This is a genomic window from Pseudomonas sp. MPR-R2A5 (assembly GCF_058793055.1).
In genome coordinates this window covers 1-18,563 of sequence record NZ_JBXAFK010000060.1, presented here as the reverse complement: position 1 = coordinate 18,563, position 18,563 = coordinate 1, and the positions used below count along the sequence as shown (strand labels likewise).

16 protein-coding genes are annotated in these 18,563 nt (G+C 63.0%); 14 read left to right on the top strand and 2 right to left on the bottom strand.

What is annotated here, in order from left to right; all coding sequences use genetic code 11:
* Positions 1-3: 3 nt before the first annotated feature.
* The 9 genes from urtA (at position 4) to AC1Q6I_RS30355 (ending at position 9,208) form a co-directional block, all read left to right on the top strand.
* Positions 4-1,212, top strand: a complete 1,209-nt coding sequence (gene urtA, locus AC1Q6I_RS30395) for an urea ABC transporter substrate-binding protein (protein ID WP_024074866.1) — start codon at positions 4-6, stop codon at positions 1,210-1,212.
* 184 nt (positions 1,213-1,396) lie between these two features.
* Positions 1,397-2,314, top strand: coding sequence for an urea ABC transporter permease subunit UrtB (gene urtB / locus AC1Q6I_RS30390; RefSeq protein WP_173903840.1), 918 nt, complete (start codon positions 1,397-1,399; stop codon positions 2,312-2,314).
* A 10-nt stretch (positions 2,315-2,324) separates the two neighbouring features.
* A complete protein-coding gene (gene urtC, locus AC1Q6I_RS30385) occupies positions 2,325-3,485 on the top strand; it encodes an urea ABC transporter permease subunit UrtC (protein ID WP_102625386.1) in 1,161 nt (386 codons plus the stop codon).
* Complete coding sequence (gene urtD, locus AC1Q6I_RS30380; protein ID WP_024074869.1) at positions 3,482-4,240, top strand: urea ABC transporter ATP-binding protein UrtD; 759 nt, start codon at positions 3,482-3,484, stop codon at positions 4,238-4,240. Before urtC ends, urtD begins: the two co-directional genes overlap by 4 nt.
* A 10-nt stretch (positions 4,241-4,250) precedes the next feature.
* Positions 4,251-4,940: an urea ABC transporter ATP-binding subunit UrtE gene (gene urtE / locus AC1Q6I_RS30375; RefSeq protein WP_024074870.1), complete on the top strand. Its 690-nt coding sequence runs from the start codon at positions 4,251-4,253 to the stop codon at positions 4,938-4,940.
* A 108-nt stretch (positions 4,941-5,048) separates the two neighbouring features.
* Entirely contained in the window at positions 5,049-5,639 is a 591-nt protein-coding gene (locus AC1Q6I_RS30370; RefSeq protein WP_024074871.1) for an antibiotic biosynthesis monooxygenase, read from the top strand.
* On the top strand, positions 5,636-7,474 hold the full coding sequence (locus AC1Q6I_RS30365; RefSeq protein WP_102625385.1) for an amidohydrolase: 1,839 nt from the start codon (positions 5,636-5,638) through the stop codon (positions 7,472-7,474). Before AC1Q6I_RS30370 ends, AC1Q6I_RS30365 begins: the two co-directional genes overlap by 4 nt.
* Positions 7,475-7,510: 36 nt before the next feature.
* Positions 7,511-8,128: an isochorismate family cysteine hydrolase YcaC gene (gene ycaC, locus AC1Q6I_RS30360; protein WP_024074873.1), complete on the top strand. Its 618-nt coding sequence runs from the start codon at positions 7,511-7,513 to the stop codon at positions 8,126-8,128.
* Positions 8,129-8,326: 198 nt separating this feature from the next.
* Positions 8,327-9,208: a LysR family transcriptional regulator gene (locus AC1Q6I_RS30355; protein ID WP_102625384.1), complete on the top strand. Its 882-nt coding sequence runs from the start codon at positions 8,327-8,329 to the stop codon at positions 9,206-9,208.
* Here AC1Q6I_RS30355 and AC1Q6I_RS30350 read toward each other — a convergent pair.
* Together AC1Q6I_RS30350 and AC1Q6I_RS30345 are read right to left on the bottom strand one after the other, a co-directional pair.
* Positions 9,195-10,232, bottom strand: a complete 1,038-nt coding sequence (locus tag AC1Q6I_RS30350; RefSeq protein ID WP_102625383.1) for an AraC family transcriptional regulator — start codon at positions 10,230-10,232, stop codon at positions 9,195-9,197. The genes AC1Q6I_RS30355 and AC1Q6I_RS30350 overlap by 14 nt on opposite strands.
* 1 nt (position 10,233) lies before the next feature.
* The gene (locus AC1Q6I_RS30345; protein WP_102625382.1) at positions 10,234-11,148 is read right to left on the bottom strand and encodes a GGDEF domain-containing protein; all 915 of its coding nucleotides are present in this window, start codon (positions 11,146-11,148) and stop codon (positions 10,234-10,236) included.
* A gap of 777 nt (positions 11,149-11,925) precedes the next feature.
* On the opposite strand from AC1Q6I_RS30345, the gene AC1Q6I_RS30340 reads away from it, so the two are divergent.
* From AC1Q6I_RS30340 to AC1Q6I_RS30320, 5 genes are all read left to right on the top strand, one after another.
* Positions 11,926-14,439: a TonB-dependent receptor gene (locus AC1Q6I_RS30340; RefSeq protein WP_102625381.1), complete on the top strand. Its 2,514-nt coding sequence runs from the start codon at positions 11,926-11,928 to the stop codon at positions 14,437-14,439.
* 138 nt (positions 14,440-14,577) lie between these two features.
* Positions 14,578-16,443 (top strand): phytase, encoded by a 1,866-nt coding sequence (locus AC1Q6I_RS30335; RefSeq protein WP_102625380.1) that lies wholly within the window; start codon positions 14,578-14,580, stop codon positions 16,441-16,443.
* A gap of 47 nt (positions 16,444-16,490) precedes the next feature.
* On the top strand, positions 16,491-17,183 hold the full coding sequence (gene tolQ, locus AC1Q6I_RS30330; protein WP_024074879.1) for a protein TolQ: 693 nt from the start codon (positions 16,491-16,493) through the stop codon (positions 17,181-17,183).
* Between the two features lie 14 nt (positions 17,184-17,197).
* Entirely contained in the window at positions 17,198-17,644 is a 447-nt protein-coding gene (tolR, locus tag AC1Q6I_RS30325; protein ID WP_024074880.1) for a protein TolR, read from the top strand.
* The gene (locus tag AC1Q6I_RS30320; protein WP_024074881.1) at positions 17,641-18,408 is read left to right on the top strand and encodes an energy transducer TonB; all 768 of its coding nucleotides are present in this window, start codon (positions 17,641-17,643) and stop codon (positions 18,406-18,408) included. The genes tolR and AC1Q6I_RS30320 overlap by 4 nt, the downstream gene beginning before the upstream one ends.
* The last annotated feature ends 155 nt before the right edge of the window (positions 18,409-18,563 follow it).

Sequence of the window (18,563 nt, the reverse complement as noted above, 5' to 3'; positions counted from 1 at the left end):
CCCATGGAACCACGATTGATCCGCTCCAAACCGCTGTTGGCCCTGTCATTGCTGGCGGCCGCGCTGTTCAGCCAGGGCGTGCTGGCCGATAACGAAGGCTTGGCCGTGACGCCTACCGAAGTCACTGTCGGCCAGTTGCACTCGGCCACCGGCACCATGGCGATTTCCGAGACTGGCTCGATCCAGGCCGAGCGCCTGGCCATCGAGCAGATCAACGCCTCGGGCGGGATTCTGGGACGGCAGATCAAAGTGATCCAGGAAGACGGCGCGTCCGACTGGCCGACCTTCGCTGAAAAAGCCAAGAAACTGCTGGTCAACGACAAGGTGGCTGCGGTATTCGGCTGCTGGACCTCGGCCTCGCGTAAAGCGGTGCTGCCGATCTTCGAGAAAGAAAATGGCTTGCTCTACTACCCGACCTTCTACGAGGGCCTGGAACAGTCGAAAAACGTGATCTACACCGGGCAGGAAGCCACCCAGCAAATCCTCGCCAGCCTCGACTGGATCGCCAAGACCAAGGGCGCCAAAACGTTTTACCTGGTCGGCTCCGACTACATCTGGCCGCGCACGTCGATGAAGATCGCGCGCAAGCACATTGAAAATGTGCTGCACGGTACCGTGGTCGGCGAAGACTACTACCCGCTGGGCAACACCCAGTTCGGCTCGCTGATCAACAAGGTCAAGCTGAAAAAACCGGACGTGGTCTTTGCCGCAGTGGTGGGCGGTTCCAACGTGGCGTTCTACAAACAGCTCAACGCGGCGGGTGTGAACGCGTCCAAGCAAACCCTGCTGACCCTGTCGGTCACCGAAGACGAACTGCTCGGCATCGGCGGCGAAAACATGGCCGGCTTCTATGCCTCGATGAAGTACTTCCAGAGCCTGGACAACCCCAACAACAAAGCCTTCGTCGAAGCTTTCAAGGCCAAGTACGGCAAGGACGCGGTGATCGGCGACGTGACCCAGGCGGCCTACCTCGGCCCTTGGCTGTGGAAAGCGGCGGTGGAGAAGGCCGGCAGTTTCGACGTGGACAAAGTCGTCGCCGCCTCCCCGGGCATCGAGCTGAAAACCGCGCCGGAAGGCTACGTGAAGATCCACGAAAACCATCACCTGTGGAGCAAGTCGCGCATCGGTGAAGTGCAGCCGAACGGGCAGTTCAAGGTGATCTACGAATCGGATCTGATCGAGCCGAACCCGTTTCCCAAGGGTTACCAATAACCCTCAGGCATAAAGAGATCTAAATGTGGGAGGGGCGGTGCGACGATTCGACTTGCCCCCGATGGCGGAGTGTCAGTCGACATTTCTATAACTGAACCACCGCTATCGGGGGCAAGCCCCCTCCCACATAGAGCAAAAGCAGATCGCATTCTAATTACCACCTCCCGCTCAGGAGACCATCATCATGGAATGGCTATCGGAATTTGGAGCCATCGCGGCGATGCAGGGGTTCAACGGCTTGTCCGTGTTCTGCGTGCTGCTGTTGATGGCATTGGGGCTGGCGATCATTTTCGGGCAGATGGGCGTGATCAACATGGCCCATGGTGAATTCCTGACGATCGGTGCCTACACCACCTACGTGTGTTCCAGCCTCACCGCGCACTTTGCGCCGAGTTTCCAGCCCTATTACTTCTTCTTCGCCATCGCCCTGTCGTTCCTAGTTGCCGGCGCCGTTGGCTGGCTGGTGGAATGGGCGATGATCAGCCGCTTGTACAAGCGCCCGCTGGACACCTTGCTGGCGACCTGGGGCCTGTCCCTGGTGATGCAGCAAACCTTCCGCTCGGTGTTCGGCGCCCGTGAGGTCAGCGCTGAACCACCGGCCTGGTTGATGGGCTCGGTGAACTTCACCGACGCCATCGAGATCCCGCGCAACGGCCTGTTCATGATGGGCCTGACCCTGCTGCTGACCGGTGCGATCTTCCTGATGCTGTACCGCTCGCGCTGGGGCCTGCAGGTGCGCGCCACGGTGCAGAACCGCTTGATGAGCCGCGCGGTGGGGATCAACACACGCAAGGTCGACCGCATGACCTTCGCCCTCGGCTGTGGCGTGGCCGGGGTGGCCGGTGCGGCGTTCACCACCATCGGCTCCACCGGCCCCATGGCGGGCTCGCAGTACATCGTCGACACCTTCCTGGTGGTGGTGTTCGGCGGCGCGCAAAGCCTGTTCGGCACGATTGCCTCGGCGTTCGTGATCGCCCAGACCCAATCGCTGTCGGAGTTTTTCCTCAGTGGCTCGATGGCCAAGGTACTGACCTTGTCGTCGGTGATTCTGATCCTGATGCTGCGCCCGCAAGGGTTGTTCTCCATCAAAGTGCGCAAGTAGAGGCGAGCAGATGAAGGCTTTAGACAAGCTGCTGGGCGGCCAGCAAAACCTGATCGGCATCGTGCTGTTGGCGCTGTTGATCCTGGTGGTGTTTCCCCTGACCCTGGATGCATTCCGGCTGAACATGGTCGGCAAGTACCTGACCTACGCGTTCGTCGCGGTGGGGCTGGTGCTGTGCTGGGGCTATGGCGGCATTCTCAGCCTGGGGCAGGGCGTGTTCTTTGGCGTTGGCGGCTATTGCATGGCGATGTTCCTCAAGCTGGAGGCCTCGGACCCGGAGAGCACCAAGATTCAGTCCACCCCCGGCATTCCGGACTTTATGGACTGGAACCAGATCACCGAATTGCCCTGGCTGTGGCAGCCGTTCCACAGCTTCAGTTTCACCCTGGTGGCGGTGATCGCGGTGCCGGTGCTGCTGGCCTTTATCATCGGCATGGCGCTGTTCAAGCGGCGCGTGGGCGATGTGTACTTTTCCATCGTCACCCAGGCGATTGCGCTGATCCTCACGGTGCTGATCGTCGGCCAGCAAGGCTTGACCGGTGGCGTCAACGGCATCACCGACCTCAAGACCCTGCTCGGCTGGGACCTGCGCACCGACAGCGCAAAAATGCTGCTGTACTTCATCAACGCCGGCTTGCTGTTCGGTTGCATCTTCATTGGCCGCTTTATCCTCGCCTCCAAGCTGGGCCGGCTGTTGATGGCGATGCGCGACAAGGAAGAGCGAGTGCGTTTCTCCGGGTATGACGTGGCCAGCTTCAAGATCTTCGTGTTCTGTGTGGCGGCGGCGTTCTCGGCCATCGGCGGGGCGATGTTTGCCTTGCAGGTAGGCTTTATGTCGCCGTCGTTCGTCGGCATCGTGCCGTCGATCGAGATGGTGATCTTCGCGGCGGTGGGCGGGCGCATGTCGCTGCTCGGCGCGGTGTATGGCGCGCTGCTGGTGAACTACGGCAAGACCTATTTCTCCGAGTCCTTCCCCGAGTTGTGGCTGTACCTGATGGGCGGGTTGTTTATCGCCGTGGTCATGTACTTCCCCAATGGCCTGGCCGGGTTGTGGGACAGCCACGGGCGCCAGGCGCTGGCCAAGCTGCTGCGCCGCCCACCGCCGATGAAAGCCGTGGTCCCCAAGGCCAGACCCAAGGCTGAAAGCAAGATCCTGGAGACCCAACCATGACCGCCGTTGGCTTTGAAATGAACAAACCGGTGCTGGCCATCGAGGGCCTGACGGTGTCCTTCGACGGCTTCAAGGCGGTCGACAACCTCAACCTGTATATCGACCGCAACGAAGTGCGCGTGGTGATCGGCCCCAATGGCGCGGGCAAGACCACGGTACTGGACCTGATCTGCGGCAAGACCCGCGCCACCAGTGGCAGCATCCAGTTCGATGGCCAGGAACTGACCAAGATGCGCGAGTACAACATCGTGCGCGCAGGCGTGGGGCGCAAGTTCCAGAACCCGTCGATCTACGAAAACCTCACCGTCTTCGAAAACCTCGAGATGTCCTACCCGGCCGGGCGCAAGGTGTGGGGCGCGCTGTTCTTCAAGCGCAACGCCCAGGTGATCGCACGGGTGCAAGAGGTAGCGCGGGAGATCTTCCTCGGCGACCTGTTGCAACAACAGGCCGACCTGCTGTCCCACGGGCAAAAGCAGTGGTTGGAGATCGGCATGCTGCTGATGCAGGACCCCGAGCTGCTGATGCTCGATGAACCGGTGGCGGGCATGAGCGTCAACGAGCGCGCGCAGACCGCCGAGCTGCTCAACCGCATCAGCCAGGGCCGTTCGGTGCTGGTGATCGAGCACGACATGGAATTCGTCAAGAGCATTGCCCACAAGGTCACGGTGCTGCACCAGGGCAAGGTCCTGGCCGAGGGCAGCATGGAGTCGGTGCAAAGCAATCCGAAAGTCATCGAAGTGTATCTGGGCCACTGAGGAGCCGCGCATGTTCAAGATCGACCAGTTGTCCTGCGGCTACGGGCAGAGCCAGATCCTCCACGACCTGGACCTGCACGTGGCCAAGCGCGAGATCGTCGCGGTGATGGGCCGCAACGGCATGGGCAAGACCACCCTGTTCAAGAGCCTGATGGGCATCCTGCCGCAGTGGCAAGGCCAGGTCAGTGTGGACGGCCATGAGGTGTCGGCGCTGGAAACCCATGAGCGGGTAGCGCGGGGCATTGCCTATGTGCCCCAGGGCCGCATGATTTTCCCCAGCATGAGCGTGCTGGAAAACATCCAGACCGGCCTGCCGGCCTCGGCCCGAGGCAAGGTGCCGGAGGACTTGTATGCGCTGTTCCCGGTGCTCTACGACATGCAGTCGCGCAAGGGCGGCAACCTGTCGGGCGGGCAGCAACAGCAGTTGGCGATCGCGCGGGCCTTGGCGACCAACCCCAAGGTGTTGCTGCTGGATGAACCGACCGAGGGCATCCAGCCGTCGATCATCAAGGACATTGCACGCACGCTGAAGGAAATCCGCAACCTGCGCGACCTGACCATCGTGGTGTCGGAGCAGGTGCTGTCCTTCACCCTGGAGATCGCCGACCGTTTCCTGGTGATCGAGAAGGGCCGCTTTGTGATCGAAGAGACCCGTGATCGAGTGGACGAGGCGACCATCAGTCGCTACCTGTCGGTGTGACGAGGGCGGTCCCGGGGCCGCCGCATAGACAGCACGTACATGCAATTTTCCCCTGCCCGATAGCGCCACACTTCCCCCATCGCTCAACGTTCCAGGGGGGAAGACACCATGGACCCGACACCTAAGACCAGCCCTGACGAAGTCGTCACCCTGGTCGTCAAACACCGCATCAAGCCAGGCCTTGAAGCCGACTACGAAGCCTGGCTGCGGCGTATCGTGCGCATCGCCGGCGAGCGCCCCGGCCACCTCGGTGTAGACGTGGTGCGCAGCAAGCAGGGCGGCCTGGCGCTGTTCACCTGCGTACTGCGCTATGGCACCACCGCTGCGCTGGAGCAGTGGCTCGACTCCCCCCAACGCAAACAGCTGATCGCTGAAGCTGCGCCGATGCTGGCCGACGGCGACCAGACTGAAATCGGCGCGGCCAACGAGTTCTGGTTCACGCCCCTGGCCGACAGCGCCGCCAAGCCGCCGCGCTGGAAGCAGGCGGTGGTCAGCCTGTGTGTGATTTTGCCGCAGACCTTGCTGTTGCCGTTTATCTGGGGGCCGATCCTGCGTCTGCACCCGTTCCTGTCCAACTACGTGGTCTCCACCTTCCTGGTCACCCTGACCATCGTCCTGCTGGTGGTCTACCTGCTGATGCCGGCGGCTACCCGCCTGTTCGCTCCCTGGCTTGAAGCCTCTGTAAAGGAAACCCTATGAACGCCGATCTGATTCTGTTCAATGGCCAGTTCCACACCGTGGACCGTGAAAACCCGCGCGCAACCGCCGTCGCCATTCGCGAGGGGCGCTTCGTCGCCGTCGGCACTGACGGTGAGGCCATGGCCCTGCGCGGCAGCGGTACCCAGGTCATCGACCTCAAGGGGCGTACCGTGATCCCCGGCCTTAACGACTCGCACCTGCACCTGATCCGGGGCGGGCTGAACTATAACCTCGAACTGCGCTGGGAAGGCGTGCCATCCCTGGCCGATGCCCTGCGCATGCTCAAGGATCAGGCCGACCGCACCCCCACGCCGCAATGGGTGCGCGTGGTCGGTGGCTGGAACGAATTCCAGTTCGCCGAAAAGCGCATGCCGACCCTGGAAGAGCTCAACCAGGCCGCGCCGGACACCCCGGTGTTCGTGCTGCACCTGTATGACCGCGCCTTGCTCAACCGCGCCGCCCTGCGCGTGGCCGGCTACACCAAGGACACGCCGAACCCGCCGGGTGGCGAGATTGTGCGTGACAGCCAAGGCAACCCCACCGGCATGCTGGTGGCGCGGCCCAACGCGATGATTCTGTATTCGACCCTGGCCAAGGGCCCGAAACTGCCCCTGGAATACCAGGTCAACTCGACCCGCCAGTTCATGCGTGAACTCAATCGCCTGGGCCTCACCAGTGCGATCGACGCCGGTGGCGGTTTCCAGAACTACCCCGATGACTACGCGGTGATCGAGCAACTGGCCAAGGATGAACAGCTGACGGTGCGCATCGCCTACAACCTGTTCACCCAGAAGCCCAAGGAAGAGCTCAGCGATTTCAAGAACTGGACCGGCAGCGTCACCCTGCACCAGGGCGACGACTACCTGCGCCACAACGGCGCTGGCGAGATGCTGGTGTTCTCCGCGGCGGATTTCGAAGACTTCCTCGAACCGCGCCCGGACCTGCCGCTGACCATGGAGCAGGAGTTGGAACCGGTGGTGCGTCACTTGGTGGAGCAGCGCTGGCCGTTCCGCCTGCACGCCACCTATGACGAATCGATCTCGCGCATGCTCGACGTGTTCGAGAAGGTCAACCGCGATATTCCGTTCAATGGCCTGCCATGGTTCTTCGACCATGCCGAAACCATCACCCCGAAAAACATCGAGCGCGTACGCGCCCTGGGTGGCGGCATTGCGATCCAGGACCGCATGGCGTTCCAGGGTGAGTACTTTGTCGAGCGCTACGGCGCCAAGGCCGCCGAAGCCACGCCGCCGATCAAACGCATGCTGGCCGAAGGCGTGCCGGTGGGCGCGGGCACCGATGCCACGCGGGTGTCGAGCTATAACCCGTGGACCTCGCTGTACTGGATGGTCAGCGGGCGTACCGTCGGCGGCCTGGAGCTGCATGCCGAAGGCTTGCCACGCCTGACCGCGCTGGAGCTGTTCACCCACGGCAGCGCCTGGTTCTCGTCGGAGCAGGGCAAGAAGGGCCAGATCAAGGTCGGCCAGTTGGCGGACGTCGCCGCGCTGTCGGCGGATTTTTTCAGCGTCGATGAAGAAGCCATCAAATGGATCGAATCGGTGCTCACCGTGGTCGGCGGCAAGGTGGTGTACGGCGCCGGCGACTTCGAAGGTTTCGCGCCACCGCGTGTACCGGTGCTGCCGGACTGGTCGCCGGTGGTCAAGGTGCCAGGGCACTGGCGTCCGTCTTCGCCGTTGCAAGCTCAGGTCCACCAGTGCAGCGGCCCCTGTGGCGTGCATTCCCATAGCCACGAAAAGGCGCGCCTTTCCAGCGTGCCGGTCAGCGACTTCCAGGGTTTCTGGGGGGCGTTTGGCTGTTCTTGCTTTGCCTTTTAATCAACTCGCCTCTTTCGACAAACAGGAGCAACTCCCATGACTTACAAACGCCTGAATAAAGATGATGCCGTGGTGCTGTTGGTGGATCACCAGACCGGCCTGATCTCCCTGGTGCAGGATTTCTCCCCCAATGAGTTCAAGAACAACGTACTGGCCCTGGCCGACGTGGCGAAGTTCTTCAACCTGCCGACCATCCTCACCACCAGTTTTGAAGGCGGTCCTAACGGCCCACTGGTACCCGAGCTGAAGGAACTGTTCCCGGACGCGCCGTATATCGCCCGTCCTGGCCAGATCAACGCCTGGGACAACGAAGATTTCGTCAAGGCCGTCAAGGCCACCGGCCGCAAGCAGATCATCATTGCCGGGGTGGTAACGGATGTGTGCGTAGCGTTCCCGACCCTGTGCGCCCTGGAAGAAGGCTTCGAGGTATTCGTGGTCACCGACGCCTCCGGCACCTTCAACGAAACCGTGCAACAAGCCGCCTGGGCGCGTATGACCGCCGCCGGTGCGCAACTGGTGAACTGGTTCGCCGTGGCCTGCGAGCTGCAAGTGGACTGGCGTAACGACATGGAAGGCCTGGCCAACCTGCTGTCGCCGCGCATCCCGAACTACCGCAACCTGATGAACAGCTACTCGGCGTTCACTGCCAAGTAACCGGTTCTCAAGCCTGTCGGTAATCCCCTGTGGGAGGGGGCTTGCCCCCGATTGCGGTGTGTCAGTCTCAGTATTGTGGACTGATGCACCGCTATCGGGGGCAAGCCCCCTCCCACATTTGATTGTGTTCCCACATTAGGTTTGTGGTGTGCCCATGAACCCGCTATAAATCAGCCCATCGTCCACCGAGAAGCGACAATGAACCCCTTCGAAGACATGCGCCTGTTCTGCCAGGTCATGGAGTCCGGCAGCTTTACTGCCGCCGCCGAGCAACTCGGCCTGTCCAAGCAATTTGTCAGCCGCCGCCTGATCCAGCTCGAAGACCGCCTCGGCGTGCGCCTGCTCAACCGCTCCACCCGTCGCCTGGATGTCACGCCCCTGGGGCAAAGTTACTACGAATCCGCCTTGCGCCTGCTCAACGACGTCGAGCAAGTGGAGCAGGGCATCGCCGGCCAGAACAGCGAACCGCGCGGCACCCTGCGCCTGAGCGCGCCGCTGTCGTTTGCCATGGCGCACCTGGGCTGCCTGCTGCCGCAGTTCTTGCAGCGCCACCCCCAGGTGTCGGTGGAGGTCGACCTCAGCGACCGCCCTGTGGACCTGATCGGCGAAGGCTACGACCTGGTCCTGCGCATCGGCACCCTGGAAGACTCCACCCTGATCGCCCGCCGTATCGCCAGCATCCCGCGGGTGTATTGCGCCAGTCCCGACTACCTGGCCCTGCGCGGTACCCCGCAAAAACCCGAGGACCTCGCTGACCACGACTGCCTGCCCTATGGCCATGGCCGCCAGGTGCAGTGGCGCTTCAAAGGCAAGGTGCAGGCACTGCAGGTCAGTGGCCGCATGCGTGTGAATAACGGCGACCTGCTGCGCGACACCGCCATCGCAGGGCTGGGTGTGACCTACTTGCCGACCTTTATCGTCGGCGATGCCTTGAAGGACGGGCGCCTGGTGAGCGTACTGGACGACTTCGCCCCCGAAGACCTGACCTTGTCGGCGGTGTATCCCCAGCATCGGCAAAGCTCACGGCCGGTGCAGGCGCTGGTGGAGTTCCTGCGCGAGCGCCTGGCTAGTGGCTGTTGAATAGCTGGCGGATCAGGCTCGGCGTGCTGCCGGTCCAGCGCTTGAACGAGCGCCGGAAGTTCGCCGCATCGTTGAAGTTCAGGTACGCCGCTACCTCATCATTGCTGTAGCCCTTCACCTGATACAGGTGCAACGCGACTTGCTTGCGCACCCGATCCACCTGCTCCTGGAAGCCGGTGTCGTGTTTGTGCAGCTTGCGCTTGAGGGTCGCCGGGCTCATGGCGAAGGCCTGGGCTGCCTGTTCCAGGCTCGGCGGCTGGCGCACCTGGTCGTGCAGGTAGTCGTACAGGCAGTCGAGAAAGCTGCAGGCAAAACCCAATTGTTCGATCTGCTCGCGCGCTTGCTGGCGGGCGACCTGGCCAGCGGTGGCCGAGGCGCCCGGCCAGGCGCGGGTGAGGTATTCGCGCGGGATGCTCATCATGTCCAGCGGGCGCTCGAAGCGCGTGTGTTCGCCCAGGTTGACCCAGTACTGTTCGACATAGCGCGGCTCGCGGTGGCTGAAACTGCACGCCCACGGCAGGCGCTGGCCGCTGAGCCATTGGCTCATGGCAACCAGCGAGGTCATGCTCGCTTCCAGCAGGAAGCGCCAATGCTCGCCGGCGCCGCAACTGTCCCGCCAGTACAGGTAGGCGTGGTGTTCATCCAGCTCCAGTTGCAGCGTGGCCAATGGGCTGAGCAGCACCTGTTGCTGGATCAGGATCTCCAGCGCCTGGTGCAGGTGCTGCGCATGGCCCAGGGCGTGACTGGCCGCGCCGAAATAACCGGGCAATAGCCGCTGCCCCAACAAAAAGCTGCTGTCGTCGGCGTCCAACAGCTTGCGGCTGTTGCCGATCAAGCCGAGAAACTGCTGCGGGCTCAGGCGTGCGGTACCCGCCAGGATGTCCTCATGAAACAGCCCGGTGCCGCGCAGCAGGCGGTGGCTGTCGATTTCGCGGGACAGCGCCAGGTCGATCAGCGTGGCGGGTTGGTAATGGCCGGGGATGAAGCGGCTGTCGGCTTCATACCAGCTGGTTTTCACGGCCATCTCAGGCACTTTTCGCAAGCGGTTGCTTGGCCCTGGCCAACGCCAGGTTCAGGCGCTTGAGCAAGTCCTGGGGCGGTTCTTCAAGCGCCATCACCACGGCGGTGGTCGCGGCCAGTTGCAGGCGTTCGCCCTGTTGCCGGGTCTTGTGGGCCAGGCCGCGCACCGCTTGCTGCAACTCCAGCGCCAGCTCCTTGGCCTGGCGTTCGCCGGTATTGGGCAGCAGCACGACAAAGCGGTCACCGGCCAGGCGGCACAGCAAGTCCTGGCGGCGCAGGTTGAGCAGGAGCAATTGGCTCAACGCCTGCAACACCGCATCGCCCTCGGCGTGGCCGTAGGCCTGGTTGATGGCGGCGAAATTGTCCAGGTCCAGGGCCAGCAACGACAGCGGTTGTTGTTGCTCGCGGCTGTCTTGCAGGCTGTCGGCCAACTGACGCTTGAGGTAATCGGCGCCGGCCAGCGGCGTGAGTTTGTCGAACAGGCGATGCTCGCGAAACAGACGTTCGCGTTTCTCCATCTGCGCGCTGATCGCCAGTTGTTCGCGGTGCCAATGGTAGATGCCGATGGTCAGCAGGATCATGCCCACCGGCATTGGCCCGGACTCCAGCCAGTGGTCCCAGGTGATGCTGTCGGGCAGGCGGATGAATTCGTCGAGGCTGTCGATCCACCAGGAGAAAAAGATGCACGACAGGCCCAGCGCCAGGTAGTTGGTGACGCGGCCGGCGGGGCGGCTTTTCAGCACCAGGCCCAGCCACACCAGGGCGAGCAGGGCGGAACCGCCTTCGCCGAAGATATCCAGCCATACCCACTCACTGACGCTTTTCAACTCGCCACAGGCCAGGTGCAGGATCAGCCCGAGGTTGGCGGCGATCAGCAGCAACGAGAGTTTCCAGCGGTGGGGCTTGAGCACGGAAAACATGGCCGCGGGTCCTTGGACAAGTGAGCGAGGAGGCCAGCACAGCAGATGCATGTGACCGTTGGATGACGGTGGGGGAGGGTCGAATCAGCTCATCTCACAGACAACAAAGGTCAAAAAATGTGGGAGGGGGCTTGCCCCCGATGGCTGTGTATCAGTCAACAGATATACCAGCTGACCCACCGCCATCGGGGCATGGGTATCTACACAATGTTGTATTAGCCAACGCTAACCACGATGCGAAGCGAGCCGCTCTTGATCTTGCTTTAGATCTTGATCTCAGGCGCCCCGTTAAACCACGCTGGCCGCAATTCGACAGTGATTTGGGGGGTAAACCGGCAGGGATGCCGGTTTAGCCGCCCCGCGCCATGGATGGCGCGTGGCGGCGGCCCCCCAAATCACTGTCGGATTGCGGGCACACCGAGCCTGGGCGAGGTGCCGAGTGGTGGGGCAAGAGCCCTTTGCTTACTTTGGGGCTTTTCCAAAGTGAGCCGCCGTAAGGGCGGAACCCTAAGTGGCCGTTACCGCAGCAACGGATATGTACCCGGTCCAAACCAAAAAAATAGTCGGCCCAGAGGCCGCCATCGGGGGCAAGCCCTCTCCCACAGGGGATCTTCACAGGTCATATCAGCTCATTCCACATCCAGAATCGGGCAAAACCCCCGGTTTACGGGGCTTCGCGCCGATCCCTGTCACAGAACCGTCATCCCCCACCCCTAGCTTGCCCTCCCAGTTGCCGGGCCACTTGCCTGGCGCCAACGGACTCTTGGGGAGGATTTCATGTACAAGCGCACCGGGCTCGTCAGCTTTACGCTTACTGCCTTGGCCCTGGCCATCGCCAGTGAACGACTCAACGCGGCGGAAGCGGCCACCACCGAACACGTTGAAGTGGTCGGCCAGGCTGCGGCCATCGACAAGGCCCTCAAGGAGCAGCGTTCCTCCGACAGCATCAAGAGCGTGGTGCATGCCGACGGTGTGGCGCAGTTGCCCGACGAAAACGTTGCCGAAGCGGCGCAGCGCCTGCCGGGGATCAGCGTCGAGCGTGACCAGGGCGAAGGGCGCTTTGTCAGCGTGCGCGGCCTGGGCCCGGACCTTAACAGCGTGACCATCAACGGTACCCTGGTGCCATCGCCCGAGAGCAAGCGGCGCGCCGTGGCCCTTGATGTGCTGCCCTCGGAACTGGTGCAGTCGCTGTCGGTGATCAAGACCCTGACCCCAGACATGGACGCCAACTCCCTGGGCGGTACCGTCGACGTGAAGAGTCTCTCGGCCTTCGACCACAACGGCCTGTTCTACACCGGCAGCACCGAAGCCAGCTACGACAAGAATACCGGGCAGACCAGCCCGAAATTCTCCGGCGCCGCCAGTAACCGTTTCAGCCTCGGCGACGGCATCGACAACTTCGGCGTGGCGGCGGCGCTGAGCTGGCAAAAGCGCGACTTCGGCTCGGACAACGTCGAAACCGGCGGCGCCTGGGACTTCAGTCGGGGCGCGCGGCTTAACGAGTTCGAACAGCGCGACTACGACATCAGCCGCGAACGCGCCGGCGGTGGCCTGAACTTCGACTACAAGCCCGACGACCTCAGCAGCTACTACCTGCGCACCCTCTACAGCCGCTACAAAGACAGCGAAACCCGCAACTCCACCAGTATTGAATTTGCCGACCCCCAGGCCCCTGGCGAACTGGGCGATGCCGAGGGCAAGCGCAAGCTGAAGAACCGTGAAGAAACCCAGGAAATCCAGTCCTACGTGTTCGGCGGCGAACGCATGCTGGGCCTTTGGACCTTGAGCGGCCAGGCCGGTTACAGCCAGTCCAGCGAAGACAGCCCGGCGCATATCGCAGGCGCCACCTTCGACGGCGGCGACTTTGCCAACAGCGGTTTCTACGACAAGGACAAGCCCCGCCCGATCATCGGCAGCGGCTTCTACGACGCCAGCAACTTCACCCTCGACAAGGTCGACTGGGAAAAGCAGAACACCCGCGACACCGAGAAAAACCTGCGCCTGGACCTGGCCCGCGACTATGACCTGAGCGGTTACGCCTCCCAGGTCAAGTTCGGCGGCAAGGTCAGTCGCCGGCACAAGGACAACGACCTCGAAGCCTGGGTCTATAAAGACTTCGACACCCTGGGCTACAGTGCCGACCAGCTCAACCTCACCCAGTTCCAGAAGGGCAGCGTCGACTATCGCCTCGGCAACTACGGCCCAGGCATCAGCCCCGGCGCCATCAAGCAGCTGATTGGCAGCCTCAACCCGTCGGACTTCTACGACGAGACCGAATCGCGGGTCAACGACTTCACCCTCCGCGAAGACATCAACGCCGGCTACCTGATGAACACCATCGACATCGACGACTGGCGTTTTATCGCCGGCCTGCGTTACGAAGGCACCGAGTTCGAAGCCAAGGGGACCGGCGCCACCGACGGCCAGTTCACCGCCACCGAGACCAAGCGCCGTTATCACCACTGGCTGCCGGGCCTGCATGCGCGCTACCAGATCGACAAGAACACCCAGGTGCGCGCGGCCTGGACCAAATCGGTGGTGCGCCCGACCTTTGGCCAGCTGGCACCGGGCTTTGTGATCGACGATGACGAAGCCACCTTCGGCAACCCGGACCTCAAGCCGCTGGAGTCGAGCAACCTGGACCTGGGCATCGAGCATTTCATGGGCCGCGCCGGGACCGTGTCGGCGTTCGTGTTCTACAAGGACATCAAGCATTTCGTCTACAACACCGACCTCGCCGGCACCGGCGCCTGGGCCAACTTCGCCGAGGCCCATACCTACGCCAACGGCGACAGCGCCAAGCTCTACGGCCTGGAACTGGCCTACTCACAGAAGTTCGACTGGCTGCCCGCACCGTGGAACGGTTTGCTGATCGGCGCCAACAGCACCTTCAGCCGGTCCAGCGCGGATATCGAAGGCTTCGACGCCGCCAGCGGCACGAACCGCAAGCGCACTATCAGCCTGCCCAACCAGTCGGACACCGTCGGCAACCTGATGCTCGGTTGGGAAGACGACACGCTCAGCCTGCGCCTGTCGGCCAACTACAAGTCGGCCTACCTGTATGAACTGGCGTCGATCAACGACAAGGCCCACGACCGGCACGTCGACGCGCAGACCTTCGTCGATTTCAGCGCGCGTTACTCGCTGACCAAGAACCTGCAAGTCAGCTTCGAGGCCCAGAACCTCACCGACGAGTCGTACTTCGTCTACACCGGCAACCGCAGCTACAACGGCCAATACGAAGAGTACGGCCCGACCTACAAAGTGGGCCTGACCTTCACCCATTTCTAACCCACCCCATACCCCACTGTAGGAGCGAACTTGCTCGCGAAAAAGCCCGGAACACCGCGTGCATCCAGACAGCTCGCGACATCGTTGACGTTCTTCGCGAGCAAGCTCGCTCCTACAAGACAAGGATTTTGTTTGTTCATGAGACTTTCCAAGCTATACCTGCTGATCGCCCTGGCCACCGGCGGCAATGCATTCGCCGCCGACCTGGCGCTGACCCCTTGGGCACCCAGCCTGAAGGCCGAAGCCGTGGCCTTCCTGCCCAACGCCAGCGAGCGCGTGGCCGCCAGCACCCGTGACGGCCTGCAACTGCTCGACAGCAAAGGCGCCGAACTGGCGCGTTTCAAAGGCAACTTCAGCAGCCTCGACACCCGCGCCGCAGGCACCCATGTGCTGGTCGCCAGCCTCGACAACGACCGCCAGCAGGCGCTGCTGATCAACCTGGACAGCGCCAGCAAAACCTGGGGCACGCCGGTCTACCTGCCGACCCGCGACTACCCGGTGAATGGCCTGTGCCTGTACCGCGACGCAGCGGCCAACCTGTTTGTGTTCCTGGTGGGCGAGGAGGGCAAGGGCGAGCAATGGCTGGTGGGCAACGGCTCGACGTTGCTCGCTGAACCCCAGCGCGTACGCGGTTTGCCGCTGCCGCCGTCGGCGCAGTTCTGCCAGGTGGACGACGCCACCCAGCAATTGGTGGTGAATGAAGAGAGTGTCGGCTGGTGGGCCTACCCGGCGCACCCGGAAGCCGATGTGAAACGCACCCCGGTGGCGCTGTTCGACAACCCCAAACGCGAAGCCGGGGCCATGGCGCTGGTACCCGGTGGCGTGGTCGCGCTGGACCCGAAGACCGCCCAGTTGCACCTGTTCCAGCAAACCGGCGAGCGCTGGGTGGAGCAATCGAGCCTGAGCCTGCCGGGCCTGAAAGAGCCGGAACAACTGGCGATCAATGGCCGCCAACTGCTGGTGCGCGATGACGACAGCGGCGCGCTCTACCAGGCCAGGCTCGACTGGCAGGCCAAGCCCGTCGCGGTGGCGCCGCTGCTGCCGGAGGTCGCGGCCTTGCGCCAGAGCGACCCGGTTGGCCGCCAGGGCGATGCGGCGGATGACCCGGCGATCTGGATTCACCCCGAAACACCGGGCAAAAGCCGTGTGCTCGGCACCAACAAAAAGCAAGGCCTGCTCGCCTACGACCTCGACGGCAAGCTGTTGCAGGAACTGGCGGTGGGCCGCCTGAATAACGTCGATGTACGCCCCCGCTTCAAGCTCGGCCAGCAAACGGTCGACCTGGCCGTGGCGAGCAACCGCGATCACAACAGCCTGAGCCTGTTCAGCATCGACCGTCAGAGCGGCGAGCTGCGTGAAGCCGGTGAAGTGCCCACGCCGCTCAAGGAAATCTACGGCATTTGCCTGTTCCAGCCAGCCAGCGGCGAGATCTACGCAATCGCCAACGGCAAGGACGGCACCTTCCTGCAATACCGCCTCAGCGCGCCGGACGGCCGGGTGCAGGGCGAGCTGGTGCGCCAGTTCAAGGTCGACAGCCAACCCGAAGGCTGTGTGGCCGACGACCAGCGCCAGCGCCTGTTTATCGGTGAAGAAGATGTGGGCGTGTGGGCGGTGGATGCGCGTGCCGATCAACCGTCGACATTGATCAGCGTGATCAAGGTCGGCCCACAGTTGCATGCGGATGTCGAAGGCCTGGCGCTGTACCAGAGCGATAAGCATGACTACCTGGTGATCTCGAGCCAAGGCAATGACAGCTACCTGGTGGTGGATGCCGAGCCGCCGTTTGCCGTGCATGGCGGCTTCCGCGTCGGCTTGAACGCCGCTGCCGGGATCGACGGCGCTTCGGAAACCGATGGCCTGGAAGTCACCGCCATCAACCTCGGCGGGCCGTGGAGCCAAGGCATGCTGGTGGTGCAGGACGGGCGCAAGCGCATGCCCGAGCAAACCCAGAACTTCAAGTTCGTGCCCTGGGCCGAGGTCACCCGCGCATTGAAATTGCCGTGAACCGTCATCAACCGGTCATCACTTTTTAATCGAATGGGAGATTCACTATGCACGCGACGATGGAACATATGACGATCTGGGGTTTGATCAGCGACGCCAGCCTGTTGGTCAAGGCGGTCATGGTCACCTTGCTGTTGGCGTCCTTGCTCAGCTGGTACCTGATTATCCAGCGCGGCAGTGTGCTGCGCCGCCTGGAACGGCAGTTGAACGGTTTTGTGCAACGCTTTCGCGCCGCGCCGGACTTGCAGGCGCTGTACCGCGACACGTTGCAGGCGGGCGAGGGCGGCGTGGCGCCGATCTTTATTGCCGGGGTCCAGGAATACCAGCACCTGCACAGCCATGATCCGCAGGTGCTCGAAGGCGTCGAGCGGGCCTTGCAGGTAGCGATCACCGAGCAGGAAATCGAGCTGGAAAAGGGCCTGCAATTTCTCGCCACCGTGGGGTCGGTCAGCCCGTACATCGGTCTGTTCGGCACGGTGTGGGGCATCATGAATTCCTTTATCGGCCTTTCCCAGGTGCAGCAGGCCACGTTATCCACCGTAGCGCCGGGCATCGCCGAAGCCTTGATCGCCACGGCCATCGGCCTGTTTGCCGCCATCCCGGCGGTGATCGCCTATAACCGTTTCGCGGCGCGCGGCCAGACTCTGCTCACCCGTTACTACGCGTTTGGCAATGAGCTGCAAGTGCGCCTGCACCGCAGCCTGCGCGGTGCCGCGATCAACCTGGCCGTGGCCGCCTGAACAGGAGCGCTCCCATGTTAGTAAGGCCGCAACGCAAGCACGGGCCCAAGGCCGAGATGAACGTGGTGCCGTATATCGATGTGATGCTGGTGCTGCTGGTGATCTTCATGGTGACCGCGCCGATGTTGACCCAGGGCGTGAAGATCGAACTGCCCAAGGTCGCCGCCGAGGCGTTGGCCACCGACACCCGCCAGCAGATCCTCACGCTGTCGGTAAAGGCCGACGGTGGCTATTACTGGAACCTCGGCGGCGAACTCGATACCCAACACCAGACCGACAGCGCCGTGAGCCTGGAGGAAATGGGCGCCAAGGTCATGCAGGTGGTGGCCGCGCGCAGCGACACCCAGGTCTACATCCGCGCCGACGACAACGCCGGTTACGGCCGTGTGGTCGCGGCCATGGCGGTGTTGCAGAAGGGCGGGGTCAGCAACCTGGGGCTGGTGACCGAGGCCCCGCAATGACGGCGATGATCATGCACAGTCCGACCCTGCCGATGGCGCCCCGGGATGCTTCGGGTTTTTGCAGAAACAGCCTCGCCGCCAGCCTGGCGGTGGCGCTGCACGTGGGCGTGCTGGCCGCGTTGATGCTGGGCTGGTCGACGGAGAAGCCTGTGGTGGATGCCCCTCGGGTGATGCACACGCAGTTGGTCATGCTGCCACCGGCGCCAGCGCCCGAGCCTGAACCGGTGGTGGCCGCGCCCGCACCGTCGGAGCCGCTGGTGGTACCGGTGCCGGCCCCGGCAAAGCCCACGGTCGACCCGCAGATCCAGGCGCAAAAACTCGAGAAAGCCGCCTTGGCGCGTAAACGCGTCGAAGACAAGAAAATCGAGCAGCAGCAGGAACGCCTGGCCACCGAACAACGCCATCGTGAGCTGGAACAACAGCGCCTCGATCAGCAACGCCTGGCCGCTGAAAAAGCCCGAGCTGCTACCCCAGCCCCGGCAGCGGCCTTCGACAGCCGCCAATACCAACCCCTGAGCAAGGAGGCACCGGACTATCCCGAACGCGCCCTGGACAAGCACATCGAAGGCGACTGCTCGGTGGAATACACCGTCAACCCCCAGGGCCGGGTAGAGAACCCCAAGGTGCTGGACGGCTGCCACCCCTTGTTTATCCGGCCTTCATTGGCGGCGGCGAATACTTTCCGTTACCAGCCGCGGATCGTCGAAGGCAAGGCCGTGGCCGTACCAGCGGTGCGCAACACCTTCCACTACCGCATCAAATAAGATTTTCCAATGGACACAGGCGCCATGTGGGAGAGGGGGCAAGCCCTAATGAGGAACACTGTAACTGTGGCGGGCGGACTTGTTGTGGCGAGCGGGCTTGCCCCGCGTTGGGCTGCGAAGCGGCCCCAAAACCAGGCAGCGCGGTGTGTCAGTTA

Bases quoted from the DNA above. Each gene is read 5' to 3' on its own strand.
- urtA (WP_024074866.1), top strand. From the start codon at position 4: ATGGAACCACGATTGATCCGCTCCAAACCGCTGTTGGCCCTGTCATTG.
- urtB (WP_173903840.1), top strand. From the start codon at position 1,397: ATGGAATGGCTATCGGAATTTGGAGCCATCGCGGCGATGCAGGGGTTC.
- urtC (WP_102625386.1), top strand. From the start codon at position 2,325: ATGAAGGCTTTAGACAAGCTGCTGGGCGGCCAGCAAAACCTGATCGGC.
- urtD (WP_024074869.1), top strand. From the start codon at position 3,482: ATGACCGCCGTTGGCTTTGAAATGAACAAACCGGTGCTGGCCATCGAG.
- urtE (WP_024074870.1), top strand. From the start codon at position 4,251: ATGTTCAAGATCGACCAGTTGTCCTGCGGCTACGGGCAGAGCCAGATC.
- AC1Q6I_RS30370 (WP_024074871.1), top strand. From the start codon at position 5,049: ATGGACCCGACACCTAAGACCAGCCCTGACGAAGTCGTCACCCTGGTC.
- AC1Q6I_RS30365 (WP_102625385.1), top strand. From the start codon at position 5,636: ATGAACGCCGATCTGATTCTGTTCAATGGCCAGTTCCACACCGTGGAC.
- ycaC (WP_024074873.1), top strand. From the start codon at position 7,511: ATGACTTACAAACGCCTGAATAAAGATGATGCCGTGGTGCTGTTGGTG.
- AC1Q6I_RS30355 (WP_102625384.1), top strand. From the start codon at position 8,327: ATGAACCCCTTCGAAGACATGCGCCTGTTCTGCCAGGTCATGGAGTCC.
- AC1Q6I_RS30350 (WP_102625383.1), bottom strand. From the start codon at position 10,232: ATGGCCGTGAAAACCAGCTGGTATGAAGCCGACAGCCGCTTCATCCCC.
- AC1Q6I_RS30345 (WP_102625382.1), bottom strand. From the start codon at position 11,148: ATGTTTTCCGTGCTCAAGCCCCACCGCTGGAAACTCTCGTTGCTGCTG.
- AC1Q6I_RS30340 (WP_102625381.1), top strand. From the start codon at position 11,926: ATGTACAAGCGCACCGGGCTCGTCAGCTTTACGCTTACTGCCTTGGCC.
- AC1Q6I_RS30335 (WP_102625380.1), top strand. From the start codon at position 14,578: ATGAGACTTTCCAAGCTATACCTGCTGATCGCCCTGGCCACCGGCGGC.
- tolQ (WP_024074879.1), top strand. From the start codon at position 16,491: ATGCACGCGACGATGGAACATATGACGATCTGGGGTTTGATCAGCGAC.
- tolR (WP_024074880.1), top strand. From the start codon at position 17,198: ATGTTAGTAAGGCCGCAACGCAAGCACGGGCCCAAGGCCGAGATGAAC.
- AC1Q6I_RS30320 (WP_024074881.1), top strand. From the start codon at position 17,641: ATGACGGCGATGATCATGCACAGTCCGACCCTGCCGATGGCGCCCCGG.